We start from the raw sequence: 19,820 nt of genomic DNA, 5'->3' as shown, positions 1-19,820 counted from the left end.
AACCCGGAGCCCGCGTGCCAGATGCTCGGGTGTCCGTGCCCCAGACACCGGGGTGGCTGTGGATCCAGACACACTCAATGGCGGATGAGCTCGCCTGAAGGCGAACTCTGGGCCGTGAAGCGTTAAGATGATTCGAGCGGAAATTGCAGTATCAGACCATCTATTGTGCATTCAGGAGCGAGGTCGAATGACATTCCTCGAGTCGATGAACTCGCCATCACAGCTGCGTGAACTCGACGACGCCGAGTGCGAGGTCCTGGCGAAGGAGATCAGGGACTACCTGGTCACCACGGTCGCCGGCACAGGTGGTCACCTGGGGCCCAACCTCGGCGTGGTCGAACTCACAGTCGGTCTCCACCGCGTGTTCGAGTCCCCGCACGACACGATCCTCTTCGACGTCGGCCACCAGACCTATGTGCACAAACTCCTCACCGGACGCATGGGGGACTTCTCGAGTCTGCGCCAGCGCGATGGGCTTTCGGGATACCCGAGCCGGGCCGAGAGCGAACACGACGTCATCGAGAACTCCCATGCCTCGGCCTCACTGTCCTGGGCCGACGGAATCGCGAAGGCTCATCAACTCAAAGGTGAAAGCGACCGTCATGTCGTCGCCGTCATCGGTGACGGTGCACTGACCGGCGGTATGGCCTGGGAGGCCCTCAACACCATCGCGGCCGACAAGTCGACACCACCACGCAAGCTCATCATCGTCGTCAACGACAACGGACGCTCCTACGCCCCGACCGTCGGCGGATTCGCCGAGCACCTCGATGAACTGCGCACCACCACCGGATACGAAAAGCTGCTGTCCTGGGGCAAATCGACGCTGCGGCAGTCGGGCGCACCCGGACGGGCCGCCTACAGCGCCATCCACGGGGTCAAACGAGGCCTCAAGGACATGGTCTCCGCTGAGCAGGCCGGAATGTTCGACGAACTCGGGATCAAATATCTGGGTCCTGTCGACGGCCACGACCTGCCGATGGTCGAGAAGGCGCTGCAGCGTGCCAAGCAGTACGACGGCGGCCCCGTCATCGTGCACATGATCACTCAGAAGGGCCAGGGCTACGACCCGGCGCTCAATGACGATGCCGATCAGTTCCACTCCGTCGGAGTCATCGACCCTCTGACCGGCAAGTCGACCCCGTCGAAGCAGACTTCATGGACCTCGGTCTTCGGCAGCGAAGTGCTCGAGATCGCGAAGAACCGCGACGATATCGTCGCAGTCACCGCTGCAATGCTCCTGCCCGTGGGTCTCGCGAAGTTCGCCGAGGTGTATCCGGAGCGGGTCTTCGACGTCGGCATCGCCGAACAGCACGCAGTGACGTCCGCAGCCGGGCTCTCCTACGGCGGACTGCACCCCATCGTGTGCATCTACGCGACGTTCCTCAACCGCGCGTTCGACCAGATACTCATGGACGTGGCCCTGCACGGTCAGGGAGTCACCTTCGTCCTGGACCGGGCAGGAATCACTGGACCCGATGGCGCCAGCCACCACGGAATCTGGGACATGGCGATGCTGCGCATCGTGCCCGGCCTCAAGCTGGCCGCCCCTCGTGATGCGGCGCGTCTGACTGAGGAACTGGCCGAGGCCGTTGCCATCGAGGACGCACCGACCGTGATCCGGTTCCCGCGCGGAAGTGTGGGTACGGACATTCCGGCGCTGCGTCGTCTCGACGATGGCGTCGACGTTCTGCGAGAGGTGCCGGCAGGCACTCCCAAAGACGTACTCATCGTGTCCGTCGGGCCATTTGCCGGACGTGCTCAGGAAGTGGCCGAAGAGTTGGCTGACCAGGGCATTGCGTCAACGATCGTCGACCCGCGTTGGGTGCTGCCTGTGCCAGGCGGTGTCATCGACATGGCCGTTGAGCACAGTCTCGTCGCAGTCATCGAAGACGGCGTCAAGGTCGGTGGCGTCGGTTCACAGATCCGCAGTGATCTGCGCGCCGCTGACTCTCGTGTCGGTGTCCTCGAACTCGGAGCACCCGATGAGTTCCTGCCACAGGGCACTCGCGATGAGATCCTTGAATACGCGGGCCTCGATGTGGCCACCATCGTCTCCGAGATCGTTCATATCCTGCCCGCAGAGGTCAGGGAACGCGCTCAGCAGAGCTCACGCCGAGCCGTCTGACTCGAAGAGCCGTCTGACCCTATGAGCTGCTGAGCCGGGCAGAGAACTTCTCAGGCTCGGGGCAGTGACTCGAGGGTGCTTCTGAGCACCGGTGCGCTCAGTTCGACCTGCCATCTCCGAGCTCCCCTTTCGAAGAGGAACTCCTCGACGTTGACCCTCGACTGCGCGCCGAGCGCCTTGACGATGGCCGGCTGCAGCAGCACATCGTGGGGAATCGTGTGCTCCTCGGACAGCTCGGCCATTGCCGCCTTGAGGGCAGAGACCCGGTCCTTGATATCAGTGTGGCTGAAAGGAGACCGCGACTGCGTTGCGTGCATTTCCTTGCGCGCAGGCAATTCTTCTGTTGTGAGCCGCGTCGCTTTGCGGAAGGCCCGGTACAGTCGACCGGAGTTCGCGCGGGAGAGCTTGGGCCACGTCGCCATGATGTCGTCGCTCGACTGCACCCGTGACTGGGCGAGGGCGACAAGATCGCGATCGCGGAGGATGCGTGAGGGCGCGATGTCAGACTCGGCGGCCATCTCATCACGAGACGTCCACAGTTCGCGCACCTTGGCGATGTCCTTGCGCGATTTGAGCTTGGTCAGCCCATGGGTCCGACGCCAGGGTTCGGTGAAGTGCTTGGGCTGGAAATCGAGGAGATGCTCGAACTCCTGCCTGGCGAACTCCCACTTGTCGGCCTCGATGAGAGCCTCGTGGAGAATGTCGCGGATGGGCAGCAGCACCTCGACGTCAAGGGCTGCGTAGTTGAGCCACTCCTTCGGCAACGGCCGCTTCGACCAGTCGGCTGCCGAGTGCTCCTTGGCCAGACGGACTCCGAGAGTCCTCTCTGCCACGGCGGCGAGACCGAACTTCTCCCACCCGAGCATTCTGGCAGCAAGCTCGGTGTCGAAGAGCACCTCGGGCTGCATGCCGCGTTCCTGCAGACACGGCAGATCCTGGGTCACAGAGTGAATGACCCACTCCGCCCCGGCGAATGCGTCATTGAGCGGGCTGAGGTCAGCAAGCACCTCGGAGTCGAGGAGGTAGGTGCCGGCGTTCGCGCGACGCAGCTGCACCAGGAAGGCTCGTTGGCCGTATCTGATACCCGAGGCACGCTCGGCGTCGATGGCGATGGGACCGGATCCCTGCGCGAGCTCGGCACAGGCCGAGGAGAATTCGGCTGGGGTGTCGACGAGTGGCGGTACGCCGTCTGCGGGTGTGGCCAAGAGCGGTAGTTCGGTTGTCATCGACGTCGCCCGGGCAGGGCTGAAACTCCTTCAGGAAGCGGTGGCAGTCCGGCAACTGTACACAGCAGATCGATCCACGCTTCGAAGTGATCGCCGATCAGTTCCGGCTCCGCGATCACGGGGGTCCATGAAGCGCGCAGCTCCAAGTCTATCGTGGACGGCCGATCGGCAAGCGTGCCGAAGCTCTCGGAGAGGACGCGGGTGGTCGTGCCTCCGGCGGCGACGACCTCGCAGTTATTGGATTCCAGAGCTTCTTCGAGCCAGGTCCAGGCGACCGGACCGAGCATCGTCTCATTGCCGAGTTCGTGTTCGAGTTCGGCACGTATATAGGACACGACCCGGAATCGCCCTTCCCACTCCTCGGGGAGCTGGGGTCGAAGAGGACGACGATGCGGCCGGTGGCCAATTCGTCGATGGCCTCTCCGCTGGCACGCAGGAAGGTCTCATCGGCGCTGACCTCGGCTCCCAGCGCATAGGAGTACGGCGCCAGACGAGCCGGCGCCGGGATTTCAGAGATCGAGACGTTGTTCGTGTTCCGGGCTTCGCGCAGAACCGAGGTCACGGCGGAGAACTCCGGCGGAATGCGATTGAGAGGTGAGGTGTTGACCACACCTGCCACGATAGATCAGGCCACGGTAGAGGTGAACCGTCCACGCCGTGGCGGAACCAAGAGTTTTCGCCCGCACCCGCGAGCAAGACTCGGAGTCTTGAAACCGGCATCCGGTGGGCATCAGTCCGTGGAGCATGGGAGGATGGAGACATGACTTCAACCTTGTTGCCCGCCCTGCGCGGAGAGCAGATTGCGCACACTCCCGTCTGGTTCATGCGACAGGCAGGCCGCTCACTTCCCGAATACCGCGAACTGCGTGCCGGCACCGCAATGCTTGATGCCTGCCGGACCCCGGAGCTCGTCTCCGAGATCACCCTGCAGCCGGTGCGCCGTCACGGTGTGGATGCCGCCATCTTCTTCTCCGACATCGTGGTGCCGCTGCAGGCGGCCGGAGTCGATGTGGAGATCGTCCCCGGCACCGGTCCCGTGATCGCGAACCCGATCCGCAGCCGTGCCGATGTCAACGCACTGGCCGAGCTCGAACCCGAGCAGATTCCCGATATTGCGGAATCCATCGGCCGGATCCTCGAAGAGCTGGGCCAGGAGACTCCGCTGATCGGATTCGCCGGTGCTCCCTTTACGCTGGCCAGCTACCTCATCGAGGGCGGACCGAGCAAGAACCATGAGAAGACCAAATCCCTCATGGCCTCCGACCCGGAGACCTTCTCCCTGCTGCTGAGCAAGCTCGCTCGGATCTCCTCGACCTTCCTCGACGTCCAGCTCGGCGCCGGAGCCTCAGCGTTCCAGCTCTTCGACTCCTGGGCAGGCTACCTGTCCCGCCGCGACTACGAGGCTCACGTCGTCGAGCACTCCAGCGCGGTCTTCGAATCGCTGCGCCACCACGAGGTGCCGAGCATCCACTTCGGTGTCCAGACCGGTGAGCTCCTGACCTCCATGTCACGCGCCGGCTCCACCGCAGTCGGCGTAGACTTCCGAGTCGACCTGGACGATGCCTCAACGCGAGTGCAGCCGGGCCAACCGCTGCAGGGCAATCTCGATCCGGCGCTGCTCTTCGCCCCTTGGGAGGCTCTGGCACCGCGAATCGAGGAGATCGTGAAACAGGGCCTCAACCATGAAGCAGGCTTCGTCTTCAACCTCGGCCACGGCGTCCTGCCCTACACCGACCCGGACGTGCCCGGACGGATCGTGGACGAAGTCCACCGCGTCTCCGCAGAGATCCTGGCCGCACGAGGCTGAGGCGATGCGTCACATCACGATCGTCGGGGGAGGAATCTCCGGTCTCGTCACCGCCCATCGACTGGCCCCTGATCATCGGGTCACACTCATCGAAGCTGACTCCCGCCTCGGCGGCTGCCTGCATTCGACGACCTTGAACGGGACTGTGCCAGTGGGCCTCGACACCGGTGCCGAAGCCAGCCTGTACCGTCGCCCCGAGACGAAGGACCTGGCTGCCGAACTCGGGCTCGACGTCGAATTCCCCTCCACGAAGCACAGTTCGCGAGTCCTGTCGAAGGGACGCCTCCACCCGATTCCCAAACGCACCGTCATGGGAGTGCCTGGCAACGGCTCCGAGGTCAGTGACCTCCTCGGGCCGGCCGCCAGCGAGCGCGTCGCACATGAGGTCATCACCGCACCGATCGACGGCGGCGATGTGTCATTGGGGGACTTCCTCAGCGACCGCCTCGGCGCTGACCTCGTCGACACACTCGTCGACCCTCTGCTTGGGGGCGTGTATGCGGGACGATGCCGTGACCTGTCGCTGGCGGCGACGGTGCCTGCCCTGCTGCCAGCCGCAGCAGAAGGTACCTCGGTGCTCGAACTGGTCGAGACCCTGCTCGCAGCCCGTGACGCGCAGTCGGCAGCGCTGGCTGACGGGAAGACCCCGCGGCCGGTGTTCATGAGCCTCATCGGCGGGATCAACCGTCTGGTTCCCGCCCTCGTGGAGGGCATCCGCGAGCACAACGGCACCATCCACACCGACACACGAGTGAACTCGGTTCACGTCGACAACGGTCGCTGGACCGTTGAAACCGAGGACTTCAGCCTGGAATCCGACGGTCTGGTGCTGGCCACCCCCGCACACGTGACGAAGGATCTCATCGCCGAGGTGGCCCCTCGGTCCGCATCGATGCTGGCCTCCGTGCCCTACGCGTCCACCGCTCTGATCCCTGCACTTGTCGAGCTCAGAGAGGGTGAACTCGACGGCTCCGGCTTCCTCATCCCGCCGACGGAGAAATCATTCATCAAGGCGTCGACCTTCGTGTCGAACAAGTGGCCCTGGACGGGGGAGCGCATCCCCGCAGGAACCGCCCTGATCAGGATGAGCATCGGACGATACGGGGACGAGCCCGGGGTCTGGCAGGACTGTACGGACGAAGAGCTCATCTCACAGGCCTTCGACGACTGGCAGGCCACCGTCGGCCGGAGTTCGGATCGGCTGATCGCGGCCGAGGCGCATCGCTGGGAACGTGCTCTGCCGCAGTACCTGCCGGGGCATGGTGAGATGGTGGCGAGAATCGATGAGGAGATCAACGACATCGCCGGACTCGAACTGGCCGGTTCGGCCTACTTCGGTGTGGGCATTCCTGCCTGCATCAGCCGGGCAGAGACCGTAGCCCAGAGAATCACATCGATGCAGACCTGAACACTCCAGACGGGCGCGACCACTTCGCAGCCCCGACCACCTCGCAGGCTCGACCGCTACACAGAATCGTGCACAAGCACCGACACACAGAAGAAGGAGCAGGAATGAGCGAATACTCTCACCCCACCGACGAGCAGATCGATCAGGCGAACAACGAGACGCGCTATATCGCGTATTCGGTCTTCGCCTCCGCCGGCGAACTCGGTGACGCCGATCGCGCCGAACTCGCCGACGAGGTCCACGAAGCACTCGCCCCGTTGAAGGAGCAGGGTCTCGTCGTTCGCGGAATCTACGATGTCTCCGCCCTGCGCGCAGATGCCGACGTGATGTTCTGGTGGCATGCGCCGACCATCGAACTGGTCCAGGCCGCCTACTCGGCAGTGCGCCGCAGCATGCTGGGCGGAGTCCTCGAACCTGTGTGGTCAGTCGTGGGACTTCACCGTCCGGCCGAGTTCAACAAGGCGCACCTGCCTGCACTGCTCACCGATGACGAACCAGGCAAGTACATCTGCGTGTACCCGTTCGTCCGCTCCTACGACTGGTATCTCCTTGATCCCGCGGAGCGCTCGAAGATGCTGCGCGATCATGGCATGGCCGCCGCTGGCTACAAGGACATCAAGGCCAATACGATCGCTTCCTTCGCTCTTGGTGACTACGAATGGCTGCTGGCCTTCGAAGCCCCCGAACTTCACCGCATCGTCGACCTCATGCGCGATCTGCGCAACACCGAGGCGCGCCTGCACGTGCGCGAAGAGGTTCCGTTCTACACCGGGCCGCTGCGCGAACTCGTCGATATCATCACCGACTGGCGCTGATTTTTCGGCTCGGGGCCGCGACGGGGGAGACCACCTCGGCGCGGCCCCGAGTGCGTTCCGGGACGCGCACCCCGCGCTGACTATTCGGGGTTCTGCTTCTTCACCACATAGGAATGGCCGTTGGCGTCGGTGCGCATCTCCAGGCCCATCGCGTCGAGGCGCTCATGGCGCAGGTGCTCATCTTCGTAATAGCCACCGGGACGGGAGTTGTCGACTTGTGCAGGGCCGACGATCTTGCGGAAGAAGCGATTGAGCCAGGCAACGCGTCGCTGAGGATCGTGGGAGTCTGACATGTGATTCCATTCGGTGATGTGGAGCCGGACAGCTGGCGTCGGGCTGAGATGAACGCAATACATACAGTGTACACTAATCATTAGTGCGCTAACTAAATGGCGTCGCCGGTGGAAGGACAAAGAAGAGATGCAGACCAGAAACGATCCTCTGGCTCTGGAGAGCCAGATCTGCTTTGCCCTGGCCGTGGCCTCTCGCGGAGTGATCTCCGCCTATCGCTCGGTGCTCGAGCCCATCAATCTCACCCACCCGCAGTATCTGGTCATGTTGGCTCTCTGGCAGCATGAGAGGCTGCCAGTGCGAAAGATCGCCGAGCTGCTGCGACTCGAGGCGGCAACGGTGTCGCCGCTGATCAAACGTCTCGAAGCATTGGACTACGTGGAGAAGCGACGCAGCAGCCACGACGAGAGGATCGTCGAAGTCTCCCTGACCGAGACTGGTGCGAAGCTGCGGAAGACGGCTGAGGCGATTCCCGGGCAGATGATGGCCAAGCTCGATATGGGCGAGGCAGATCTGTGTGAGCTCCACTCAACGATGACGCGCCTCATCGAGGCAGTCGACGCCTCTCATGCGCAGCAGCAGGACAGTTCGGCCCAAGCCTAGTGTGTCCCGAAGCCTCAGGCGATCGCTGGGCGTGACATCGGTGTGTGCTCGATCCCGTCCTCGAAGAATCGTGGACCGTTCGGGCTGAACCCGAAGCCGGCGTAGAAGCTCTCAAGGTGAGATTGGGCGTTGAGCGTCAGCAGTCCGTGACTGTGACCGGCGACGAGCTCACTGATGAGCCGTCGCCCCCAGCCTCCGCCGCGGACCTCGGGATTGGTCACGACGCGACCGATGCTGCGGGCACCGGGCTCGAACGCCGGCCCGTCCGGGAAATCGGGCGGCAGCATACGAGCGTAGGCATTGGGGGCCAGACTCCGGCCCACCTCGGCGCCGTGAGAATCCTGCATGGTTCGAACGTCTCCGGGGAAGAAGGCATGCAGGGTCTGCGGCAGAGTGTCCACACCGTCCTGGTCGAGGAAGATGCAGCTCTGCTCGACGACGAAGACCTGGGAGCGCAGCTGCATGATCCCGTAGAGCTCGGCGAGGGTGAGTTCGTCGAAGGTTTTGACGACGAGCTGGGAGTCTTCGCTCACTCCTGTCCCTCGGTGAGCCGCAGCGACACCGAGTTCAGGCAGTAGCGCAGGTCGGTGGGCGTGTCGTAGCCTTCGCCCTCGAACAGGTGACCCATGTGCGAATCGCAGTTCGCGCACCGGACCTCGATGCGCTCCATGCCCATCGAAGAATCGCGGAGGTAGCGCACCCGGTCCTCGGCCAGTGGTGCATAGAACGAGGGCCAACCGCAGTGGGAGGAGAACTTGGTGTCTGAGGGGAACAGATCCGCGCCGCAGGCACGGCACTGGTACATTCCGACAGTCGTCGTGTCGACGTATTCGCCCGTGAACGGACGTTCCGTACCGCCCTGCCTCAGCACCGCGAATTCGGCAGGAGTGAGCACATCCTGCCAGCGGACTTCCTCGGGATTGGCTTCTGCATTGGCATTCGGTGACTGACTCATCGCGACCTCCGGGCCTTGTCGGTTTCTCGTGTCTCCCATTGTCCCACCGCCGCCTGACACACCGGCAGTCCTGCTGCGGACGATGCGTGGTGTGGCAGCGCGTGGACTCTGGGAAGCCTTCTCACCTGCACAACAGCGTTTGGAGACTGCTCATTCCTTGGGCGACAATGAAGGCAGGAGGTTTTCATGGTTCGCGACACTAAATTCCCGACTCGCCTGCTTCTGGCTTCGGTGGGTGTCGGTGCTGGGATCGGCGCTGTGATCTCGGTGGCGTCCTCGGGGCTGGCCGTCTACTTCGCACGTAAGATCGTGGTGCCCGAGAATGCGCCGGAAGAGCTCGAGATTCTCCACATCGATGGATTCTCGCCCAATATGCGCATTCATCTGCCCGCCACCGAAGAGACGACGGTGCGCGGCACCTATGGCCTCTACTTCAACCAGGGTGCCGGACATGCCGTGATCGGTGACATCGTCGAATACGATCCGCGATCGAGAACCGTGTCCCGGGAGATCCTCTCGGTGACTCGCGGCGACATCAAACGTGCCGCTCACGGCCGTTGGACGGGCATCGTGTACCCGGAGCCGCTGGCGGCTGGAGTCGACGCGAAGGACATCGAGATCGAGTCCGATGCAGGCAAGCTCCCGGCCTGGCTTCTGCCCACCGACCATCCCGAGCCGCAGAGCACCTGGGCGATCCTCGTCCACGGTCGTGCCAGCACCCGTGCCGAGGGCCTGCGTGCCGCACCGATCCTCAACACGCTGGGGATTCCTGCGATCGCCATGTCCTATCGCAACGACGCCGAGGTGCGGGTCGAGACCACCTCTCGCTACGGACTCGGCGACACCGAATGGATCGACGTGGACGCCGCGATCGACTTCGCGCTCTCACACGGTGCCAGCGACGTCGTTCTCATCGGCTGGTCGATGGGTGGAGCCATCGCGCTCCAGGCCGCTTCCCGCGGACGCAACAGACGTTTTGTCAAGGCACTCGTCCTCGACGGACCAGTCGTCGACTGGGTGAATGTCCTCGATAACCAGGCCCGCCTCAACATGCTGCCGACCCCGATCGCGAAACTCACCTTGGAGATGATCACCCAGCCGTGGGCGCGTCCGATCACCGGGCTGCAGACGCCGCTGGACCTGGGCCGATTGGACTGGGTGACCCGTGCCGCTGAGCTTGACGTTCCGGTGCTGCTCATCCACTCCGACGATGACGAGTTCGTACCTTCTTCGCCATCTCACGCGCTGGCATCGGTGCGCCGTGACCTGGTGACGATGCCCGTCTACGAGAAGGCCCGCCACACCAAGGAATGGAACGTCGACCCCGTCCGCTGGGAAGACGATGTGGCGAACTTCCTCGAGGCGAAGGTCCTGCCCAAGAGCTGATCCCGTGATCCCGGGAGTCTGGACTCCCGGGTCTCAGGGCCGCAGCACCAGAGTGTCCTCGGTATGCCGGTCCAAGGCATCCGGAGTGTAGGGCCAGGGCCGGGTCTTATTGGCTGCCCAGTCCTCGGTCTGATCCGCATAATGCGGGTGGAAGGCATGACCAGAGGCACCCGTGAGGTTGATCCACTGCGAGTGGTTGAAGTCCTTGAGGTCGATGATCTGCCTCATCGAAGGCACCCAGTTCGTCTCGAATCCGACCGAGGCATCCCAGCCGGTGGCGTTGACCTCTCCGGAACCGCCCGCGACCTCATAGGGGCCACGGTTGAACAGCTGCTCGATGGGTTTGATCCCCGATTCGCCGAGGCTGGCGTTGCGGATGGTCAGTCTGTGCAGAATGCCCCAGCGCCAGGTCACAGGCTCGGAGCCGAGCAGATCCTCGGTCGTCTCCCACGCCGAGTCCATGGCCCGAGTCAGTGCCTCGTCCCGATCATCGACCTCGGAATCGGCCCACCAATCGGAGTCGGGGTCCTTGAGCTGGTTCTTGATGATGAGGTACCAGCGTGACCCGCCTCCAGGCGGCACAGCGTCGGGCAGCTTGGGAGCGAAGACCTCGTCGAGGATCGTCTTCGTGAGCACGTTGAAATAGGCTGCGGCGGCACTGTTGGCATCATCGCGGCCGTCCCATGACGAGAGCAGCTCCTGCGCTTCGGCGATGTCGCTGCCTTCCTCTGCCTCAAGGTCCTCCAACAGAGGGATCAGGGTCAGGGCAAGTGGATTGAGGTCATCGCCCTGAATCCGAGACATGTCGTCGGTCGTGACATCTCCGTCAGCAATGGTGTCCTGGACCAGCTTCGTGATTCGCCGAGCCCGGTCCCCATCGTCGAAGTCATTGCTCAGCTGGACGGAATCCCCAGGGGGAGTGACCGGGTTGTTGGCTGTCACGATCCACCCGCGTTCGGGGTTGTAGAGACTCGGCAGGTCCTTGAAATCGAGGTATCCCTGCCAGTTTTCATCGGTATTCCACCCGTGCCGGGGCAGCATGCCGTCGCCCTTGCCCCGTTTGGGGATCTTGCCCGGTGCCTGGTAGCCGATGTTGCCGGCGGTGTCCGCGTAGATGAGGTTCTGGGACGGCACGTCGAAGAGCGAGGCGGCCTGACGGAATTCGCCCCAGTTCCTGGCCGCGTTGAGTCCGAAGATCGCGGAGGCAGTATTGCCCGGCTGCAGAGCCGTCCACTGCAGCGCCAGCTGGTAGTGCTCCTCCGCCGGACCCGATTTCGTATCGGAGGTGTCGGCTCCCGTCGCAGCATCGAGGACACCCCGGTAAGGGCCCTCGAGGTCTGAGATAAGCGGACCATTGCTCGTCGAGCGGATCGTGATCTCGCGCGGTTCCTGCTTCGCGATCTTCACGGTCTCTTTGCGGGTGGTGACCGCTTCGTCGCCGGTGTCACGAACTGCTTCGCCGTCGCGGATCCTCTCCACCACGAGGTCGGCGACGTCGGGTCCCAGATTCGTCAGCCCCCAGGCGATGTTCTGGTTGTGTCCGATGACGACCCCGGGCAGTCCGGAAAAGGAGAAGCCGGACACGTCGAAGGGGCATTCGGGTGTGATCTCGGTGCAGCGCAGACCGATCTGATGCCATACCGAGGGCATGGACGGAGACAGGTGCGGATCGTTGGCCAGAAGCGGGGCGCCGGTGGCCGTGTGCTCACCGGAGACGACCCAGGAATTCGATCCGATGTCATGACTGTTGACCCCCAACAGTGTGGGCAGCGACTTCAGCTGCTGCTTGAGCTCGCCGAGGTTGCCCGGAGTCTGGCCGTCCACCTCGGCGTCCGTTCGTGGTGCGTTGACGCCGGCCACTTCGCCGCCGGCTCGTGCTTCGTCCTCGCCGGAGTCGGCTCTGGGCGCGTCACCGCCACCTGCTGTGCTGCCACCGGGTTTACCCGCTCCGCTCTTGCGGCTTGTCGCGGGCGCTTTAGCTCCGGCGTTGCCGCCGGTGATCGTCGGTCGGGTGTCATAGGGGTAGTCGGGGTAGATATCGGCCATCTGCTCGTCGTCGAGTCCGGTTGTGCTGATGGCGCGGTCGATTTCGTCCTCAACGTTCGAACGCAGGTCCCAGGCCATGGCCTTGAGCCAGGACACGCTGTCGACGGGTGTCCACTCCTCGATCTCGACCCCACCGTTCTGCAGGCCGACGATTCCGTACTCGAGGGACACCTCGGTAGGGGACTTGTCGTGCAGATAGGCGTTCACGCCTTCGGCATAGGCTTCGTAGTATGCGCGCGTTTTGTCATCGAGTGCCGCGACCTCCGCCTCGGCGACCTTGCGCCAGCCCAGAGTGCGAATGAACGAGTCGGTGCCGAACTGTGATTCTCCGAAGAGCTCCGAGAGCCGACCCGAGGTGACATGCCGGCGGAAGTCCATCTCCCAGAAGCGGTCCTGGGCATGGACGAAGCCCTGGGCCATGAAGAGGTCATGGGAGGTGCTGGCTTCCACGGTCGGGACTCCCGATTCATCTCGTGTGACGCTGACCTCGGCATTGAGGCCAGGCAACGACATGTCACCGTCCGTGGTGGGAAACGACCGACGCATGATGAAGACACCGAGCAGGGTGAGGATCAGCAGCAGGACGAGGACTGCGGCGAGGACGCGGATGAGGACCTTCATGCTCACGAAGCGATGCGATCCCGATGGGCGGCGGACCGCCGCCACCAGTGCACTGGAATCCTCGGGATCCGCGTCTGCCATGTGTCTCCTTCGGCCAAGTCTGAGTTTCAGCTCAGATTATCAGGTGAAGTGACCTCATCAGGGGGTTTGGGCGGGTAGACGAACGTGACGAGAACGACGGAGATCATCATCAGCAGGAACCACGCCACGAGCTTGGTCACCGGCACCAGCTCCCAGTCGTCGACCTGAGAGGGGTAGAGCCAGGCGCCGGTGACGGTGCCGATGTTCTCAGCGATCCAGATGAAGAACGCCACCAGCACAAAGGCGAGAAGCACCGGCATGCGCAACGTGAGCCTGTGCACATGGAAATGCATGCTGCAGCGGAGGAAGACCACGGCCACAGCCAGGACGAGGACCAGCCGCACGTCGACCATGAAGTGGTGGGTGAAGAAGTTGATGTAGATCGCTGCGGCGATGACTGCGGTGATCCACCTCGGCGGGTAATGACTGAAGCGCAGATCGAAGAGTCGGTAGACGCGGACGATATAGGAGCCGACGGCGGCATACATGAACCCCGTGAACAGGGGGACGGCCCCGATGTGGAGGACACCGCCTTCCGCGTAGTTCCACGAACCCACCGAAGTCTTGAAGATCTCCATGCCGGTGCCCACGATGTGGAAGAGCACGATGACCCAGAGCTCGCGCCCGGTCTCCAGACGGAAGATGAGCATGAGGGCTTGGATGAGGACAGCCAGGATGACGAGGAGGTCATTGCGGGCCAGGCTCGCATCGTCGGGGTACCACCACGCTGTGGCGATGATGGCCAGCAGCATGAGGGCTCCGAACAGGCACGCCCACGCCTGCTTGATTCCGAAGACGAGGAACTCTCTCAGGCCGGCAGGGATCCGAGCCAGATGCCGATTGGCCAGATCGTCGAGGACGCGTTCGCGACGAGTGAGCTCGTGCTGATCGGCCATGAGGTCCTTGTCCGGGTGGGAAGCGGTCGAGGACGATTCTATCGCGGCCGGCGCGGCGATCGACCCGCGCCGGAATTCGTCTGGGCGAACGCGTCGAGGCCTTCGTCAAATAGACTTCGAGACATGCACATCCTCATCTTCGGAGCCTCGGGCCATGTCGGCTCGGGACTTGCTCAGCACCTGTCCGCCGACCACCGCATCACCGGAATCGTCCGTTCACAGCCGGAGGCCAAGACTCCCTACACTCCGGTCGTTGTGCCCGAATGGGTGGAGCGACCGCAGACCGTCGTCGACGAACTCGGCCGCGTGGGAACACCACCGGTCGACGCTGTCATCGCCGCGGTCGGCGGTTGGTACGTCGACATCTCGATGATTGCCCGCGGCGTCGACTCCTTCGACGCGGACTACGGTTCATACCTGCGTGGTCATTTCGCGGCCTGTGCCGTGTCGGAGGCGCTCGCCGAGGCGGGTGGCAGTGACCGAATCCGCCACCTGACTCTCAACGGCGTCGCCAGCGTCGAACCCTGTGCCGGGTCCGGAGCCATCAGCGTCTTCGGTGCGGCCCAGGAGATGCTGCTCAGGGTCGCCGCGGAAGAGACGGACTCGGTGCACTACCGCGAACTCAAGGTCATGGCGCCCATCGCCGGCGACGACCGCAACGACCTCAGCGGGGGAGTGGAGACGATCGGACTGACGACCGTCGCCGAGGCTGTCATCGACATCGTGAGCAGGCCGGAGGATCACGAACTGAGCACGCAGCTCAACGTGTAGCTCGCAGCTCGACGTTGAGCTCAGGCTCGACCGTAGCGGACGAAGACCTGGTCATCGACGGCCCGCACATCGATGAGTCGCAGATCGAGGGTGGCCTCGAGCTGGGAGAAGTGGCTGCCGGGGGTGCGGCTGTAGAGCGGACTGAGACTCAGATGCAGTTCGGCACCGGGGACGGCGTCGAGGAGACGGAAAGCCAGATTGGGCCCCGATTCGCACACCAGGGTCTCATTCGTGGCCTCGAGAGCCTCGATGGTGGCGGCGGCAGCCTCGGGAGTGAAGTGCTGGGCCCGGTAGTCGAGGCCCGCCTCGGCGAGCTGCTGGGTCAGTGCCTTCGGATCTGATTCGGTGAGGACATGCACGGGGGTGTGCTCGAGTGCCTTGCCCGGTGCGTTGATGACCGGCAATGCGGGATTCAGCGCGGTCCGGCGATCGATGATGATGGCACCCGCCTGCTTGCGGAGCGACGTGAAATAGGCGAAGTCGGCCTTGGTGGACACACCCGTTGACCAGCCGTCCTGGGCATAGGAGCCGTTGATCGACTGCACCAGGGAGATGATGAGCTTGCGCGTCACTGTGCCTCTATTTCTGCAGCTGGGACTCAGGTCCCATGGCGATGCGCGGGTGGGCGTCGGGGTCGATGGTCTCAAGGATCCACGTGAGGTCCTTCTCCTTGAGGGTCACGCAGCCGTTGGTCCCCGAATCATGGTCGAGGTGCAGCCAGATCCCACCGCCCTTGTCCCACCCCAGGGGGCGTGTCCTGTCGGTCGGCGGTGTCCCCGGGACGCGGTTGTAGTCGATGGCGATGATGTAGTCGAAGACCCGTTCGTACTCGGACCCGTAGGCCACCGTCGCCGATGAGGGGAGCCGATCATCCTGGGAGTAGGGGAGCTGGGTCCCCGGATCCTTTTTGTACCCGCCGGCATCGCTGAGAGTGAAGACTCCTATCGGTGAGGTCTTGTCGCCTTCCCGCCGATCGGCCAACCACCCCTTCTTCCCGTTGTGGATGTCGAAGGTCTTGCGCTTCTTCCAGTCGCCGTCGTCGAAGGTGTAGAAGCTCAGCTGTCCTGAATCGGAGCTCGCATCCGAGCCGCTGGCAACAAGGACCTGTGAGGTCTCGGCAGGGATCTGCGACGCAGTCTCCGGTCCGAGTCCTGGCACCGGTACAGAGTGGGCGGGCCCGGTTTCTTCTTTGGGTGCTGTTCCGGGCGGGGTCATCTGAGCAGGGGCGGCGAAATCACCGAGGTCGTTCTGCTGTGCGGGGGCCGCGACCACACCGGAGGGAACGGCGGCGCCGTCATCGTCTTCGCTGTCGGTCGGTGTCCCGCACGACGACAGCGTCAGAGCCAGAACAGCAACCGTCAGGCTGGTCCCGGTCCGGGTTCCACCACTGAACATGGGGTCATCTTCTCACGAACCTTGAGAACGCCGTGGTAATGACTATGCGAAAATGACCCCATGAGCATTCCACCTGTGCCGAACCACCCTCCGCGCCCCGGGCGTCGGAAGCCGGCCGAGGAGTCTCCAGATTCGATCACGACGCAGTTGTTCATCGGTCAGGACAAATCCCCGGCTGCTGATGGTTCAACCCAAGCACTCAGCTCCGAGGAGCTGGCCAGGCTCCGGTCGATGGTGTCCTCCGACGGCGCCGAGGCCACCGAGGTGCTCAGCCTCGACGAGCTGCGCCAGCTGGCCGCAGCAGAGAACGACGCATCCACCGGCAGCAGCGATCCGGTACCTCGAAAGGCAAGTTCCGAGGACATCGCCGAAGCCCAAGCCGCTTCGGCACCGAAACAGTGGAACCCGCAGGGTGCCTCGGCCCCGACCCCGCCGCAGCCCGAGCAGTGGGCGCCGGAATTCGGTGCACCCGGCCCTCCAGCCGGACCCCCACCACAGCAGCCGATCCCTCAACCACATCCCTCTGAACACCCCGGAAGTGAGTCCCACGTGCCCAACGGCGCATCAGCCTACGCCCCACATGCCGCAGCCGCCTACGCGGGAACCGGCGGTCCCGGACCCACGAACGGAGGCTATGGCCCCGGTGGTCCTGGCGGACCCGGTGGATATGGGCCGGGCGGGCCGGGCGGTCCGGGCGGTCCGGGTGGGCCCGGCGGGTACGGTCCCGGCGGTCCAGGCGGATATGGTCCGGGCGGGCCAGGTGGTCCGGGAGGCCCCTATCGACGGGACCCCGATACCAGGAAGGTCCCAGGCTGGCTCTGGGCGCTGGCTGCCATCGCTTTGATCCTCGCACTCGGCATCGTCGGATACATCGCGTGGGACGCAACACAGGGCAAGGACGACGATGCCACCGGCACGTCCTCCCAGGGACCGTCCGAGGGTGCGGGCTCCGAGACCGAGGACCCGGGTGCTTCGACGCCACCGGCCGCGGCAGAGTCGTTCAAGTCACCGTCGGGCAACATCTCCTGCACGATCGATGCAGACCGCACCAGGTGCGTGATCACGTCCTTTGACTACAAGGCTCCGGAGAAACCCGATGACTGCGAACTGGAGAATTGGGGCGCTGTCGTCGTGGCCAATTCCGAGGGCGCGGGCTTCTCCTGCGCGCAGGCGCCTGAGAATTCCGGCCCCGCTCGAGTCCTCGGCTACGGCGAATCGATCACCGCTGAGGGAATGACCTGCACCTCCACCCGAGAGGGCATGACTTGTAAGTCCGATGAGTCCGGCGTCGGCTTCAACATGCGACGAGCCTCGGTCGATTTCCTCGACTAGGCAGAGCCACTTCGGCGATGCAAGGACCTACCACCTCGGCGAGATCAGGACTACGATCTTAGGATTTGGACAGATTTGGGGCGGACGGAGCAACCAGGGCTATGTTGATGGTGTGGCTCACAGGTTGCTCCTCCTTCCTTGCCGCGACGAGTCCTGATCGGACAGCACACTCGTCGCGGAGTTTTTCATATGCTGATTTAGCACACGATGAATGATTGAGGAACCATGAAACTGCAGAAGCCCACTCCCATGCCGTTCAGCAAATACAAGTCCTTTCAGGACCGGATCGCCCTCGATATGCGCGACCGCACCTGGCCAGACCAACTGATTCGCAAGGCTCCGCGCTGGCTGAGCACGGATCTGCGTGACGGCAACCAGGCCCTCATCGATCCGATGACACCCGATCGCAAGCGCAAGATGTTCGACCTCCTCGTCAAGCTGGGCTTCAAGGAGATCGAGGTCGGTTTCCCCGCTGCCAGCCAGGTCGACTTCGATTTCGTCCGCGAGATCATCGAACAGGACGCGATTCCTGACGATGTGCGCATCTCCGTGCTGACCCAGGCGCGTGAGGATCTCATCGAGCGCACCGTGGAATCCCTCGTTGGTGCCAAGAAGCCGACCGTCCACCTCTACAACGCCACCGCACCGGTCTTCCGCAAGGTCGTGTTCGGCTTCGACGGTGAGGGCTTCGACCAGACTCGCGAAATCGCCACCCGCGGCACCCAGGCGGTCATGAAGCACGCCGAGTCACTCCTCGGCGACGCTGACTTCGGCTACCAGTACTCCCCGGAGATCTTCGTCGACACCGAACCCGAATTCGCTCTCGACATCGTCGGCAGCGTCCTCGACATGTGGCAGCCGGCCACCGATCGCGAAACGGTGGTCAACCTGCCTGCCACCGTCGAGCGCGGCACCCCGAACACCTACGCCGACCAGATCGAATGGTTCTGCCGCAACATGCCCTACCGCGACGAGGTGGCGGTGTCCCTGCACCCCCACAACGACCGTGGCACCGGTGTGGCCGCCGCAGAGATGGGCATCATGGCCGGTGCCGACCGCATCGAAGGCTGCCTCTTCGGCAACGGCGAACGCACGGGCAACCTCGACCTGGTCACCGTGGCACTCAACCTCTACACGCAGGGTGTTGACCCCGAACTGGACTTCTCCGACATCGACGAAGTCATCCATACCGTCACCGAATGCAACCAGATCGGCGTCCACGAGCGCCATCCATACGGCGGCGACCTCGTCTTCACCTCGTTCTCCGGCTCGCACCAGGACGCCATCAACAAGGCGTTCGCCGACCGTGAGAAGAGGGCCAACGAGCAGGGCGTGCCCGTGGACCTGATGGAGTGGGACATGCCCTACCTGCCGGTCGACCCGAAGGATCTGGGGCGCTCGTACGAGGCGATCATCCGCGTGAACTCGCAGTCCGGCAAGGGCGGAGTCACCTACCTGCTCAAGAGCGAGTACGGCCTGGATCTGCCGCGCCGCATGCAGGTCGAATTCTCCCGCGCCGTCCAGGCACACACCGAAGGCGGGGGAGAGGTCTCGGCCGAAGAGATCCGCCGCATCTTCAACCACGAATACCTGCCCAGCGATGATCCGGACAACGTCTGGGGCCGCTTCCAGATCGTGGGCCTGCGCACCGACTCCGGCACGGTTGATGACTCCGGGTCTGCCGAGCGCGTCGAGGTCGACCTCATCGTCGACGGCCAGGAACGTACCTACGAAGGACACGGCAAGGGTCCGATCGATGCGCTGGTGAAGATCCTCGTCGAGAACTTCGACGTTGATCTCCGACTCCAGGACTACACCGAGCACGCCATCGGATCGGGTGCCGACACCATGGCCGCAGCCTACGTCGAACTCGCTGTCGAGGACCGTGTGGTCTGGGGTGCCGGACTGCATTCCAACATCACCAAGGCCTCTCTCAAGGCCGTCGTCTCGGCGGTCAACCGGGCGGCACGCGACCGTGACGGAGAGCGCTGAGGTCTGACTCTCGAGACTGAGTCTGCCGGTCGGATCGAGGGCCGGCAGGGTGCAATCTCACAACTGA

Annotated in this window: 17 protein-coding genes and 1 pseudogene; 9 read left to right on the top strand and 9 right to left on the bottom strand. The window is 63.8% G+C overall.

Annotated features, from left to right (window positions below; all coding sequences use genetic code 11):
• The first annotated feature begins 187 nt into the window (after positions 1 to 187).
• On the top strand, positions 188 to 2,128 hold the full coding sequence (gene dxs, locus CXR25_RS11050; RefSeq protein ID WP_069600292.1) for a 1-deoxy-D-xylulose-5-phosphate synthase: 1,941 nt from the start codon (positions 188 to 190) through the stop codon (positions 2,126 to 2,128).
• A gap of 50 nt (positions 2,129 to 2,178) precedes the next feature.
• Here dxs and CXR25_RS11045 read toward each other — a convergent pair whose 3' ends face one another.
• Positions 2,179 to 3,354 carry an HRDC domain-containing protein gene (locus CXR25_RS11045; RefSeq protein WP_069600291.1) on the bottom strand — a complete coding sequence of 392 codons (1,176 nt, stop codon included), beginning with the start codon at positions 3,352 to 3,354 and terminating at the stop codon, positions 2,179 to 2,181.
• Positions 3,351 to 3,964: pseudogene (locus tag CXR25_RS11040) on the bottom strand (DUF3000 domain-containing protein). Before CXR25_RS11040 ends, CXR25_RS11045 begins: the two are co-directional and overlap by 4 nt.
• A 150-nt stretch (positions 3,965 to 4,114) precedes the next feature.
• On the opposite strand from CXR25_RS11040, the gene hemE reads away from it, so the two are divergent.
• The 3 genes from hemE to hemQ all read left to right on the top strand — a co-directional run bounded on the left by hemE (position 4,115) and on the right by hemQ (position 7,384).
• On the top strand, positions 4,115 to 5,161 hold the full coding sequence (gene hemE / locus CXR25_RS11035; protein WP_009884410.1) for a uroporphyrinogen decarboxylase: 1,047 nt from the start codon (positions 4,115 to 4,117) through the stop codon (positions 5,159 to 5,161).
• A 4-nt stretch (positions 5,162 to 5,165) separates the two neighbouring features.
• Positions 5,166 to 6,569, top strand: coding sequence for a protoporphyrinogen oxidase (hemG, locus tag CXR25_RS11030; RefSeq protein ID WP_069600290.1), 1,404 nt, complete (start codon positions 5,166 to 5,168; stop codon positions 6,567 to 6,569).
• A 104-nt stretch (positions 6,570 to 6,673) separates the two neighbouring features.
• Positions 6,674 to 7,384: a hydrogen peroxide-dependent heme synthase gene (hemQ, locus tag CXR25_RS11025; protein WP_009884412.1), complete on the top strand. Its 711-nt coding sequence runs from the start codon at positions 6,674 to 6,676 to the stop codon at positions 7,382 to 7,384.
• An 80-nt stretch (positions 7,385 to 7,464) separates the two neighbouring features.
• Here hemQ and CXR25_RS11020 read toward each other — a convergent pair whose 3' ends face one another.
• The gene (locus CXR25_RS11020; RefSeq protein ID WP_035279299.1) at positions 7,465 to 7,677 is read right to left on the bottom strand and encodes a hypothetical protein; all 213 of its coding nucleotides are present in this window, start codon (positions 7,675 to 7,677) and stop codon (positions 7,465 to 7,467) included.
• Positions 7,678 to 7,804: 127 nt separating this feature from the next.
• On the opposite strand from CXR25_RS11020, the gene CXR25_RS11015 reads away from it, so the two are divergent.
• A complete protein-coding gene (locus CXR25_RS11015; protein ID WP_096158814.1) occupies positions 7,805 to 8,278 on the top strand; it encodes a MarR family winged helix-turn-helix transcriptional regulator in 474 nt (157 codons plus the stop codon).
• A 14-nt stretch (positions 8,279 to 8,292) separates the two neighbouring features.
• Here the strand turns inward: CXR25_RS11015 and CXR25_RS11010 are convergent, their stop codons facing one another.
• Both CXR25_RS11010 and msrB read right to left on the bottom strand, forming a co-directional pair.
• Positions 8,293 to 8,811 (bottom strand): GNAT family N-acetyltransferase, encoded by a 519-nt coding sequence (locus CXR25_RS11010; protein ID WP_069600288.1) that lies wholly within the window; start codon positions 8,809 to 8,811, stop codon positions 8,293 to 8,295.
• A complete protein-coding gene (msrB, locus tag CXR25_RS11005; RefSeq protein WP_069600287.1) occupies positions 8,808 to 9,233 on the bottom strand; it encodes a peptide-methionine (R)-S-oxide reductase MsrB in 426 nt (141 codons plus the stop codon). Before msrB ends, CXR25_RS11010 begins: the two co-directional genes overlap by 4 nt.
• A 186-nt stretch (positions 9,234 to 9,419) precedes the next feature.
• Between msrB and CXR25_RS11000 the strand changes: the two genes are divergently transcribed.
• Positions 9,420 to 10,619, top strand: a complete 1,200-nt coding sequence (locus tag CXR25_RS11000) for an alpha/beta hydrolase family protein (protein ID WP_009884417.1) — start codon at positions 9,420 to 9,422, stop codon at positions 10,617 to 10,619.
• A gap of 33 nt (positions 10,620 to 10,652) precedes the next feature.
• On the opposite strand, the gene CXR25_RS10995 is transcribed toward CXR25_RS11000, so the two are convergent.
• The gene (locus CXR25_RS10995; protein WP_125240548.1) at positions 10,653 to 13,367 is read right to left on the bottom strand and encodes a penicillin acylase family protein; all 2,715 of its coding nucleotides are present in this window, start codon (positions 13,365 to 13,367) and stop codon (positions 10,653 to 10,655) included.
• Between the two features lie 26 nt (positions 13,368 to 13,393).
• Entirely contained in the window at positions 13,394 to 14,263 is an 870-nt protein-coding gene (locus CXR25_RS10990; protein ID WP_096158811.1) for a DUF817 domain-containing protein, read from the bottom strand.
• A gap of 123 nt (positions 14,264 to 14,386) precedes the next feature.
• On the opposite strand from CXR25_RS10990, the gene CXR25_RS10985 reads away from it, so the two are divergent.
• A complete protein-coding gene (locus CXR25_RS10985) occupies positions 14,387 to 15,034 on the top strand; it encodes a Rossmann-fold NAD(P)-binding domain-containing protein (RefSeq protein ID WP_096158810.1) in 648 nt (215 codons plus the stop codon).
• A gap of 20 nt (positions 15,035 to 15,054) precedes the next feature.
• Here the strand turns inward: CXR25_RS10985 and CXR25_RS10980 are convergent, their stop codons facing one another.
• Together CXR25_RS10980 and CXR25_RS10975 are read right to left on the bottom strand one after the other, a co-directional pair.
• Complete coding sequence (locus CXR25_RS10980) at positions 15,055 to 15,606, bottom strand: hypothetical protein (protein ID WP_009884421.1); 552 nt, start codon at positions 15,604 to 15,606, stop codon at positions 15,055 to 15,057.
• A gap of 7 nt (positions 15,607 to 15,613) precedes the next feature.
• A complete protein-coding gene (locus CXR25_RS10975; protein ID WP_009884422.1) occupies positions 15,614 to 16,429 on the bottom strand; it encodes a L,D-transpeptidase family protein in 816 nt (271 codons plus the stop codon).
• A 60-nt stretch (positions 16,430 to 16,489) separates the two neighbouring features.
• On the opposite strand from CXR25_RS10975, the gene CXR25_RS18800 reads away from it, so the two are divergent.
• Positions 16,490 to 17,761 (top strand): DUF6636 domain-containing protein, encoded by a 1,272-nt coding sequence (locus tag CXR25_RS18800; RefSeq protein WP_069600283.1) that lies wholly within the window; start codon positions 16,490 to 16,492, stop codon positions 17,759 to 17,761.
• Between the two features lie 225 nt (positions 17,762 to 17,986).
• The gene (gene leuA, locus CXR25_RS10965) at positions 17,987 to 19,753 is read left to right on the top strand and encodes a 2-isopropylmalate synthase (protein WP_009881509.1); all 1,767 of its coding nucleotides are present in this window, start codon (positions 17,987 to 17,989) and stop codon (positions 19,751 to 19,753) included.
• Positions 19,754 to 19,820: the final 67 nt, after the last annotated feature.

The sequence above is a fragment of the Brevibacterium aurantiacum genome (genome assembly GCF_003932995.1).
Classification (GTDB): domain Bacteria; phylum Actinomycetota; class Actinomycetes; order Actinomycetales; family Brevibacteriaceae; genus Brevibacterium; species Brevibacterium aurantiacum.
The sequence above is the reverse complement of the archived record's forward strand: the minus strand, read 5'-3'. Positions and strand labels throughout refer to the sequence as shown.

Excerpts from the sequence above, each read along its gene's own strand:
- dxs (WP_069600292.1), top strand. The coding sequence starts at position 188 with ATGACATTCCTCGAGTCGATGAACTCGCCATCACAGCTGCGTGAACTC.
- CXR25_RS11045 (WP_069600291.1), bottom strand. The coding sequence starts at position 3,354 with ATGACAACCGAACTACCGCTCTTGGCCACACCCGCAGACGGCGTACCG.
- hemE (WP_009884410.1), top strand. The coding sequence starts at position 4,115 with ATGACTTCAACCTTGTTGCCCGCCCTGCGCGGAGAGCAGATTGCGCAC.
- hemG (WP_069600290.1), top strand. The coding sequence starts at position 5,166 with ATGCGTCACATCACGATCGTCGGGGGAGGAATCTCCGGTCTCGTCACC.
- hemQ (WP_009884412.1), top strand. The coding sequence starts at position 6,674 with ATGAGCGAATACTCTCACCCCACCGACGAGCAGATCGATCAGGCGAAC.
- CXR25_RS11020 (WP_035279299.1), bottom strand. The coding sequence starts at position 7,677 with ATGTCAGACTCCCACGATCCTCAGCGACGCGTTGCCTGGCTCAATCGC.
- CXR25_RS11015 (WP_096158814.1), top strand. The coding sequence starts at position 7,805 with ATGCAGACCAGAAACGATCCTCTGGCTCTGGAGAGCCAGATCTGCTTT.
- msrB (WP_069600287.1), bottom strand. The coding sequence starts at position 9,233 with ATGAGTCAGTCACCGAATGCCAATGCAGAAGCCAATCCCGAGGAAGTC.
- CXR25_RS11000 (WP_009884417.1), top strand. The coding sequence starts at position 9,420 with ATGGTTCGCGACACTAAATTCCCGACTCGCCTGCTTCTGGCTTCGGTG.
- CXR25_RS10995 (WP_125240548.1), bottom strand. The coding sequence starts at position 13,367 with ATGGCAGACGCGGATCCCGAGGATTCCAGTGCACTGGTGGCGGCGGTC.
- CXR25_RS10990 (WP_096158811.1), bottom strand. The coding sequence starts at position 14,263 with ATGGCCGATCAGCACGAGCTCACTCGTCGCGAACGCGTCCTCGACGAT.
- CXR25_RS10985 (WP_096158810.1), top strand. The coding sequence starts at position 14,387 with ATGCACATCCTCATCTTCGGAGCCTCGGGCCATGTCGGCTCGGGACTT.
- CXR25_RS10975 (WP_009884422.1), bottom strand. The coding sequence starts at position 16,429 with ATGTTCAGTGGTGGAACCCGGACCGGGACCAGCCTGACGGTTGCTGTT.
- CXR25_RS18800 (WP_069600283.1), top strand. The coding sequence starts at position 16,490 with ATGAGCATTCCACCTGTGCCGAACCACCCTCCGCGCCCCGGGCGTCGG.
- leuA (WP_009881509.1), top strand. The coding sequence starts at position 17,987 with ATGAAACTGCAGAAGCCCACTCCCATGCCGTTCAGCAAATACAAGTCC.